Origin of the sequence: Streptomyces sp. MS19, from assembly GCF_047200595.1 — a bacterium.
GTDB lineage: Bacteria > Actinomycetota > Actinomycetes > Streptomycetales > Streptomycetaceae > Streptomyces.
The window spans coordinates 1-8,460 of the sequence record NZ_JBJZOH010000075.1 but is presented as its reverse complement, the minus strand read 5'-3'; the positions used below and the strand labels follow the sequence as shown (position 1 = coordinate 8,460).

The window sequence follows — 8,460 nt, the reverse complement described above, 5'->3', positions numbered from 1 at the left end:
AGACGCCGCCCATCAGCCGCGTGAACGCCTCGGGGTCCGTGTCGTCCCCCGCGGCAGCGGGCGCAGCGCCCACTCGCCCGACCCGTCCCGCACGAACTCGCCGACCCCCGCCGCCTCCGGCGCCCCCGCGCTGCTGGATCGCGACGCCCACGACGACCCGCCCGGGTGTGCCGGAGGTGGCGGGGGCTCGGGGCGGGAGGTGCGGGGCGTGTGAGCGGGTGCCTGGCCGGCCTCGCCCGCGGCAGCGCCCCCCGCCCGTGCCGCTACGACGGCCGGTCCTGCTTGACGCCCTGGATGAACGCGGCCCACCCGGCCGGATTCAGAGACAGAACACGGGCCGGGCGCTTGCTGTCCCGGACGGGCACCTCGGTCGCGGTGGTGTGCCCAATCTCCAGGCATTCCCCGTTCGCTCCCGAATAGCTACTGCGCCGCCACCCGGTGTTACGTCGATCCTTCAACTCTCACCTCCCTGATCGGCCCACATTGTAGCGATGACATGGGCCGACCTCTCCGGACTGTCCGCCATGGCCATGAGCCGATCGAAAGTCGCGGAGTACTTCTTCAAGGCGCTCTCGGTTTCCAGGAAGAGATCTCCCGAACCGTGCTCCAGGTAAACGATGCCCGGGACGTCCGCCGCGAACTGCAAGTAGGAGAAATTGGCTTGCAGGCCGGGATGCGGCCCGGCGTGGAAGGGGATCACCTGGACCGTCACATGGGGCCGCGCCAACAGAGCGGAGATGTAGTTCATCTGCGCCTTCATGACGGATTGGCCGCCCACCGGGCGGCGGAGCGCCGCCTCGTCGAGGACGGCCCACAGCCGCAGCGGGCGCTCCTTTTCGAGCAGCTGTCGCCGTCCCATCCGGGCTTCCACCCGCTGATCGATCTCGGTGCTCGTGAGGGTGGGGTCCATACCCTTTATCACCACACGCGCGTAGTCCTCGGTCTGGAGCAGGCCAGGGATGTACAGGCTCTGGAAGTTGCGTACTTCCTCGGCCTCGTCCTCGAAGCTCATGTAGGCGGCGTATTCCCGGCTGAGGTTCGCGAAATCCCGTGACCAGCCCTGCCGTGCGCCGCCTTTGAGCAGTTCCAGGACTTCACGCTTCTTCTGCTCGCCGACCCCGTACAGATCCAGCAGTTGGACCAGTGTGCGCCGGTACGGGCGCTGGTCGCCACGTTCCCACCGCCAGAGCGTCGTGGAGTTGACGCCGGTGATCTCGCACACCTGCTCCTGGGTGTACCCGGCCGCGCGCCGGAGTGCGCGCAACTCCATCGCCAAACGCCGCCCTTGAATGGTCGGCACCGCCATGATCGCTCCTCATCTGCTGGTCAGCTCAGTCTGCATCCTTGCGTCACCCATCGAAAACGCGACCCTGCGGACGCGAGGTTGCGTCTGGTGGTCCGTAGGGTGCAGACTTGGCTACGCAACGTCGCGATGGGCTTCGTCCCACGGGTGTAGCACATCTGACGTGGCGTCACCTGCCCTCTATGGAGGATGGCCTGGCGTGGACGACGAGTCCGAAGTCGAGCAGGAGATCAAAACGCAACCTGACGTCGGCACGGAAGAGGAGAGCGAAACCCTCTCCGCGATCCGCCGCCGCGTGGCACTGGTGAATGCCGCCAGTGAAATGGGATTGCGTCTGAAGGGCATCACCTAGCTATGACACTCCGCATCGACTGCCGGGGTCGGCACAAGGCCGGGGGAAGGAATGCGATATCAGACACGGGATGTCTTCACCGTGCGTCGCGGGGATCTTGTCGCGGACAAAGGGACGGTCCGGGAAGTGGTGGACCTGAAGGCGCTGACATCGGATGGCGGCAGAAAGGCCGTGCATCTGGCGGGTGGATTCGTGCGGATCATCGACAGGTCGTCGCGATTGACGGTCCTGGAATGAAACGGGAGCAGGGGGGAATGGATGCGCAGGGTCTTCGAGGTGCGTATCGCGGCCGTCAACAGAAGGGCGGAGGTGCTGTACGTTCCGGCCGCGGAGGAAGGCTGGATGCTTCCGGGCGGTATCTGTGAACCCGGTGAGCCGGTGGAAGAAGCCGCTTCGGCATGGCTCGCTTCGCAGGCCGGTATCCGGCACACGAGCTATAAGTGCCTTGCCGTCAATCAGAGCATCCGGCCGGGAACCGAGGAGGTCTGCACTCTCTACCTGGGTGGTCTCCTGATCAGCGACATGGACCGTATTCCGGCGCATGCCGAGATCCGCTGGATTCCGGTGGAGAAGGCTCGCGGAAGTTCCGAGGAGCTTGCCACCGTACTGACGGTGAAGGAATCCGGCAGGGCCTTGCCTTTGCTGCTGAACGGGCTCGGCCGACACGGCAGGGCAATCATGCGGTCGATGCTCGACGACATGTCGGGCTTCACGCGGGCGCCGTCGAGCGGGCGGGACGAGCCGCGCTGAGCACCATGGCGAAGCGTGTTCGAAGGCTCACCTGCGGCAGAGGGCGGCCCCGTCACCGGAGCCGCCCTCTGGTGTCACCTGACCTGCCTGCCCGCGCCCGTACGGGGTCAGACGCCGCCCATCAGCCGCGTGAACGCCTCCGGGTCCGTGTCGTACCCCCGCAGCAGCGGGCGCAGCGCCCACTCGCCCGACCCGTCCCGGACGAACTCGCCGACCACCGCCGCCGTGGACCCGGCCACGGCGGCGAAGTCGCCCTGCGCCAGCTCGGTGTAGCCCTCGGCGATCCGGAACCGCGTGCTCGGGATGTCGGCGAACGTCCGGCGCCCGCCGCGCTGCTGGATCGCGACGCCCACGACGACCCGGCCGTACGCGGCGGCGAGCCGCTCCAGCTCGAACGTCATCACCTCGTCGAAGCCGAAGCCCTGGCCCGTCGTGCTGTCCCGGCTCAGCGTGATCGTCCCATCGGGCGACCTGCTGTCGAAGTGCACCAGGTAGACGGGATCGCCGTGCGGGGCGTCGGCGGCGAAGGTCGCCGCGATGATGTCCACGTCATGATCCGGCTCACCCATCGCACTGGCGTCCCACTTGACCGCCACCTCGACCTTGCCGAGGCCCTTGTTCGGACTGCCCATCGCACTTCCCCTTCCCCGGCCCTGCTGCCTGCACCCGGCGGGGCACAACCCCACGCCCCGCCTTGTCAGTTGCTCATAGTGCCATGATCGCCGCCACGCCTCACCGGTGCCGCGGTCGCGCGCCCGTCCCGCGCGGGGTGCGAGGATCGGCACCGCAGCACACCGAACCCACTGATCAGCGAGGATCACGGAAGGACGGCCCTCCCATGCCCCAGGAAGTCCGCGGCGTCGTCGCACCCGGCAGGAACGAGCCCGTACGGGTCGAGACCGTCATCGTCCCCGACCCCGGCCCCGGCGAGGCGGTGGTGCGCGTGCGGGCCTGCGGCGTCTGCCACACCGACCTGCACTACAAACAGGGCGGCATCAGCGACGACTACCCCTTCCTCCTCGGCCACGAGGCGGCCGGCGTCGTCGAGTCCGTGGGCGACGGCGTCACCGACGTCGCGCCCGGCGACTTCGTGATCCTCAACTGGCGCGCCGTCTGCGGCCGGTGCCGCGCCTGCATGCGCGGACGCCCCTGGTACTGCTTCGACACGCACAACGCCACGCAGCGGATGACCCTCGCGGACGGCCGCGAGCTGTCGCCCGCCCTGGGCATCGGCGCGTTCGCCGAGAAGACCCTCGTCGCCGCCGGGCAGTGCACCAAGGTGGACCCGGCCGTCGCCCCCGAGGTGGCCGGGCTGCTCGGCTGCGGCGTCATGGCGGGGATCGGCGCGGCGATCAACACCGGCGGCGTCGGCCGCGGCGACTCGGTCGCCGTCATCGGCTGCGGCGGCGTGGGGGACGCGGCGATCGCCGGCTCGCGCCTCGCGGGCGCGGCCCGCATCATCGCCGTGGACATCAGCGACAGCAAGCTCGCCACCGCCCGCGCCATGGGCGCCACCCACACCGTCAACTCCACGGACACCGACCCGGTCGAGGCGATCCGCGACCTGACCGGCGGCCACGGCGCGGACGTCGTCATCGAGGCCGTCGGCCGCCCCGAGACCTACCGTCAGGCGTTCTACGCCCGCGACCTCGCCGGGACCGTCGTCCTCGTCGGCGTGCCCACCCCCGAGATGACCATCGAACTGCCGCTGCTCGACGTCTTCGGCCGCGGCGGCGCCCTCAAGTCCTCCTGGTACGGCGACTGCCTGCCGAGCCGCGACTTCCCCATGCTCATCGACCTCCACCTCCAGGGACGCCTCGACCTCGGCGCGTTCGTCACCGAGACGATCGCCCTCGACCAGGTGGAGCAGGCCTTCGACCGCATGCACACCGGCGACGTGCTGCGCTCGGTGGTGGTCCTGTGAGCGGCGCGCGCGTGGACCACCTCGTCACCTCCGGCACCTTCAGCCTCGACGGCGGCACCTGGGACGTCGACAACAACGTCTGGATCGTCGGCGACGACGAGGAGGCGTACGTCATCGACCCCGCGCACGACGCCGCCGCCGTCGAGGCCGCCCTCGGCGGGCGCACGCTGCGCGGCATCCTGTGCACCCACGCGCACGACGACCACGTCGGCGCCGCCCCCGCCCTGGCCGACCGCACCGGCGCGCCCATCCTGCTCCACCCCGCCGACCTGCCCCTGTGGCGCCTCACCCACCCCGACCGCCTGCCGGACGGCGAACTGGCCGACGGGCAGCGGCTGTCCGCCGCCGGGACCGAGCTGCGCGTCCTGCACACCCCCGGCCACGCGCCGGGCGCCGTCTGCTTCCACGCCCCCGGGCTCGGCACCGTCTTCACCGGCGACACGCTCTTCCAGGGCGGCCCCGGCGCGACCGGCCGGTCCTTCTCGGACTTCCCCACCATCGTGGACTCGATCCGCGACAAGCTCCTCACCCTGCCGCCCGACACGGTCGTCCGCACCGGGCACGGCGACTCCACCACCATCGGTGCCGAGGCGCCGCACCTGGACGAGTGGATCGCGCGCGGGCACTGACGCCCGTACCCCACGTCAGGCGTCCAGCAGCGGCCAGGCGCCGAACGGCTCCGACCAGTCCGCCGTCACCGTCTCCCCGGCGCTCCGCCAGCGCCGGGGAGCGGTCGTCGCCAGCCAGTCCAGCGGTTCGACACCGCCCGGCACGCCCCCGTCGAGCGCGAGCCGCACGGCCGCCGACAGGTCGCGGTCGGCCGCGTCCGTCCTGGCCTCCGGGTCCACCGAGACGAACAGCGCCGTGCCCGAACGCGCCACCAGGCCGAGGAACCGCCGGTTCAGCGCCCAGTCCGTCGCCGGGGTGCACGGCACGCAGTCGGCGTCCAGCGCGAACAGCCGGTTGTGCTGCGGCAGCCGGAACGCCAGGGTGTTCACGCCCATGCGGCGCGTCCGCTCCCAGCGGCGCCCCGACGTGTCGTCACCCGTGCGCTGCACGTGGACGAGCCCCGCCGCGAGGTGGCCCACCGTGTTGCAGCCGATCAGCACGGCGCCGCCCGCCGCGTCCGCCAGCGCGCGGTAGAGGTCCACCAGGATCTCGGCGCTGGTCCTGCTCCGGTCGGCGGGCGCCCAGCCAGGCCCGGCCAGCTCGGCCGGACCGCCCGCGACGGCGAACCGGCCGAACACGTCGTACGTGCTGAAGTCGTGCTTGATCAGCTCGAACCCCCACGCCCTGAACCGCGCGACGTCCTCCGCGACCGCCTCAAGGGCCCCCGGCAGCGACGGATCGAGCGGATACCCGCCGTCCCGCTCCACGCCCGGCCGCGTCACCCCGGTCGGCACGCGCGACAGCAGCGGCCTGAACCACAGCCCCGGCCGCGCCCCCGCCGCCGCGATCGCCTCCGCCATGCCCGCCATGTCGTCGAACACGCCGGGCAGCCCCCGGTCCCACGGCCCGCCGGGCGCGCTGCCGCCGCCCTCCGTCCAGCCGTCGTCGATGACGCAGTACGGCCGCACCGGGTGCCCGTCCGCGTACGCCACGACGGTGCGCGCGTCCCGCAGCACCGCCTCGGGGCCGAAGCCGCGGCCGTACGCGTAGTACCAGTTGTTGGAGCCGACGACTGGGCCCGGCGGCAGCAGCGGGTCGGGGGACAGGGCGTCGCACAGCTCGCCGAGCGCCGCGAACGGACCGGCGTCCGAGGCCAGCGACACCACGGTGGCGGGCGCGAGTTCACGGTCGCCCGGCAGCACCGGCAGCCCGCCGCAGCGCACGTCGAGCCACAGGCTGACGCCCTCCTCGTCCACCGTCCACGAGCACATCGCGCCCGCCCGCACGCGCACGCCGAGGCCCCACGTCGTGCCGTCCGCCGGAGCGTGCGCGAGGACGTACCACGGCATGACGCGCTCCGGCTGGAGGAGCCCCCACCGCAGGTCGCCGTAGCTGCGCTCCCAGGCGTCGCCCAGGTAGAGCGTGCCGGGCGACGCGCGGCGCGCCCACCGCAGCACGGCGCGGGACAGCCCGGCCGGACCCGCGGCGGCCCGTACGCGCAGGCAGTCCGCCGACTCCTCGGCGGTGATCCGCGCGCCCCCGGCCGCCCAACGCCCCCCGGGCAGTGGGGCGGCCTGTACGGGCGGCCCGTCACCGGCCGCGACGTGCACGGACGTCGGCGGCGGAGGAGTGCCCGTCGTCACGCCGCGCCGCCGCCCGGCACGCGCGCCACCCCCGCCCACATCGAGACGGTCCTGTGCGTCGTGTCCTCCGGCGCGGGGCCTTCCGGGCGCCAGTCCTGCGGCGGGACAAGCCCCGGCTCGACCATCTCCAGACCGGCGAAGAACCGCTCGATCTCCGCCTTCGTGCGCACCTGCCCGGTCTGCCCGGTCGCGGCGCGGTCCCCGGCGGTGACGCGGGCGAAGGTGTCCGGGTCGAAGTCGGGCGTGACATGGGTGATCAGCAGGTAGCTGCCGGGCGGCAGGGCGTCCACGTACGTGCGGACCAGCGCGAGCGCGTCCACCCCGGCGGCCTCGTCGTCGGCGATGTAGTGCAGCAGCGCGTTGAGGCACAGGGCGACGGGCTGCGACAGGTCGAGGACCTCCGCGAGCCGCGGACTGGCGAGGATGCTCGCCGGGTCGCAGAAGTCGGCGTGCAGGTAGGCGGTGCGGCCCTCGGGCGTGCCCTGCATGAGGACCTCGGCGTACCGCAGCACGATCAGCCGGTTGTCCGTGTACGCGACGCGCGTCTCGGGCGCGATGGCCTGCGCGATCTGGTGGATGTTCGGCTCGGTCGGTATGCCGGTGCCGATGTCGAGGAACTGCCGGACGCCAGCCTCCGCCGTCAGCCAGCGGATGGCGCGGCCCAGGAACTCGCGGTTGGCGCGCGCCGCGATCCTGACGCCGGGCCACATCCGCTCCACGCCGCGCCCGGCCGCCTCGTCCACCGCGTACGACGACTTGCCGCCGAGGAACCAGTCGTACACACGGGCCGGGTCGGGGCGGTTCGGGTCGATCTGCTCCTCAAGCACCCTTGCTCTCCTCACAGTCGGTGGTCCATTCGGCGATGGGCACGCTGTCCGGCACGGAGGCCGCCGAGTCGAGCGCCATCAGGTAGTGCCGTACGACATCGGCCCGTTCGGTGGCGGACGCGCCGTCCACGGTCTGGAGCAGCAGCCGGTCCGCCGCCTCCGGCGCCCGGAAGCGCAGGAGCTGGACGGGCCCGCTCATCAGGGCGATGTGCGTCGTGTGGAGGGGCGTGACCTGGATCGTGACGCCGGGCCGCGCCGCGAGCGCCCGCAGGTGGGCGAGCTGGCGGTACATCACCTCGGGGCCGCCGACGCGGCGGCGCAGCGCGGACTCCTCGATCAGGGCCCACAGCACGGGCGGGCGCGGTTCGCGCCGGTCGAGGACGGCCTGGCGCCGCGCGAGGACATCGAGGGAACGCGCCACGGTCCCCTCGTCGGCGGCGGGCGTGTGCCCGCGCAGCAGGGCGGCGGCGTAGGCCGGGGTCTGGAGCAGGTCCGGCAGGAACAGGGGCGCGTACAGGCGGATCATCTCCGCTTCGCCCTCGGCGCGGAGCTGGTCGGCGAGCCACTGGGGCACAATGTCGCGGTACGCGTCCCACCAGGCCCCGCTCCCGGCGCCCGCGGCCTCCGCGAGCACCGAGTCGGTCTCCGCCTGGCGGTCGTAGAACGTCAGGAGCGGACGCACCCAGGCCGGTTCGAGTGCGAGCCGGCCCGCTTCGACGCCCTGCACACGGTCGGCCGGGACGCCGAGCACCGCCGCGGCCTCCCAGACGGACCGCCCGGCGGCGTCCCGCATGGCGCGCAGCCGCGAGCCCAGCCGCCTCAGCGCCGCTGACCCGGAGCATTCCGCCGGCATCCGTGCTCCCTTCCCGCGCGCAGTGCGAGCGCCATTCTGCCAGTTGCAGAATGATCGCACGACGGGACGGCGTACGCCGGTGCGCGCGGGAATCCGTCGGGTTCCCGACCCTTTTGGTGAAGCCGCCGACTCCTCGCGTGAACAGGGCACATGGGGTGGTCACCGTGTGAACCCCCGGTGTTCCGGGGGTGGTCCGCGG

The 8,460-nt window shown here is 72.3% G+C and carries 11 protein-coding genes; 5 read left to right on the top strand and 6 right to left on the bottom strand.

The genetic code is table 11. The annotated features are described in order from the left end of the window. A partial coding sequence (locus ACL02R_RS29700) for a hypothetical protein (protein WP_412800062.1) occupies positions 1-214 on the top strand: 214 nt, incomplete at its 5' end. Between the two features lie 49 nt (positions 215-263). Here the strand turns inward: ACL02R_RS29700 and ACL02R_RS29695 are convergent. Together ACL02R_RS29695 and ACL02R_RS29690 are read right to left on the bottom strand one after the other, a co-directional pair. Then, a complete protein-coding gene (locus tag ACL02R_RS29695) occupies positions 264-458 on the bottom strand; it encodes a DUF397 domain-containing protein (protein ID WP_412800061.1) in 195 nt (64 codons plus the stop codon). After that, positions 455-1,306, bottom strand: coding sequence for a helix-turn-helix domain-containing protein (locus tag ACL02R_RS29690; RefSeq protein ID WP_412800060.1), 852 nt, complete (start codon positions 1,304-1,306; stop codon positions 455-457). The genes ACL02R_RS29695 and ACL02R_RS29690 overlap by 4 nt, the downstream gene beginning before the upstream one ends. Positions 1,307-1,502: 196 nt before the next feature. On the opposite strand from ACL02R_RS29690, the gene ACL02R_RS29685 reads away from it, so the two are divergent. Then, a complete protein-coding gene (locus ACL02R_RS29685; RefSeq protein ID WP_412800059.1) occupies positions 1,503-1,655 on the top strand; it encodes a hypothetical protein in 153 nt (50 codons plus the stop codon). 258 nt (positions 1,656-1,913) lie between these two features. Further along, positions 1,914-2,405, top strand: coding sequence for an NUDIX domain-containing protein (locus ACL02R_RS29680; protein WP_412800058.1), 492 nt, complete (start codon positions 1,914-1,916; stop codon positions 2,403-2,405). A 107-nt stretch (positions 2,406-2,512) separates the two neighbouring features. Here the strand turns inward: ACL02R_RS29680 and ACL02R_RS29675 are convergent, their stop codons facing one another. Then, positions 2,513-3,037 (bottom strand): TerD family protein, encoded by a 525-nt coding sequence (locus tag ACL02R_RS29675; protein WP_412800057.1) that lies wholly within the window; start codon positions 3,035-3,037, stop codon positions 2,513-2,515. A 206-nt stretch (positions 3,038-3,243) separates the two neighbouring features. Between ACL02R_RS29675 and ACL02R_RS29670 the strand changes: the two genes are divergently transcribed. Further along, positions 3,244-4,329, top strand: coding sequence for an S-(hydroxymethyl)mycothiol dehydrogenase (locus tag ACL02R_RS29670; RefSeq protein ID WP_412800056.1), 1,086 nt, complete (start codon positions 3,244-3,246; stop codon positions 4,327-4,329). Beyond that, entirely contained in the window at positions 4,326-4,958 is a 633-nt protein-coding gene (locus ACL02R_RS29665) for an MBL fold metallo-hydrolase (protein WP_412800055.1), read from the top strand. Before ACL02R_RS29670 ends, ACL02R_RS29665 begins: the two co-directional genes overlap by 4 nt. A 15-nt stretch (positions 4,959-4,973) precedes the next feature. On the opposite strand, the gene ACL02R_RS29660 is transcribed toward ACL02R_RS29665, so the two are convergent. The 3 genes from ACL02R_RS29660 to ACL02R_RS29650 are packed head-to-tail and all read right to left on the bottom strand — an operon-like array spanning position 4,974 to position 8,261. After that, entirely contained in the window at positions 4,974-6,581 is a 1,608-nt protein-coding gene (locus ACL02R_RS29660; protein WP_412800054.1) for a hypothetical protein, read from the bottom strand. Continuing rightward, positions 6,578-7,408 carry an SAM-dependent methyltransferase gene (locus ACL02R_RS29655; protein ID WP_412800053.1) on the bottom strand — a complete coding sequence of 277 codons (831 nt, stop codon included), beginning with the start codon at positions 7,406-7,408 and terminating at the stop codon, positions 6,578-6,580. Before ACL02R_RS29655 ends, ACL02R_RS29660 begins: the two co-directional genes overlap by 4 nt. Further along, entirely contained in the window at positions 7,401-8,261 is an 861-nt protein-coding gene (locus ACL02R_RS29650; RefSeq protein WP_412800052.1) for a helix-turn-helix domain-containing protein, read from the bottom strand. The genes ACL02R_RS29655 and ACL02R_RS29650 overlap by 8 nt, the downstream gene beginning before the upstream one ends. Positions 8,262-8,460: the final 199 nt, after the last annotated feature.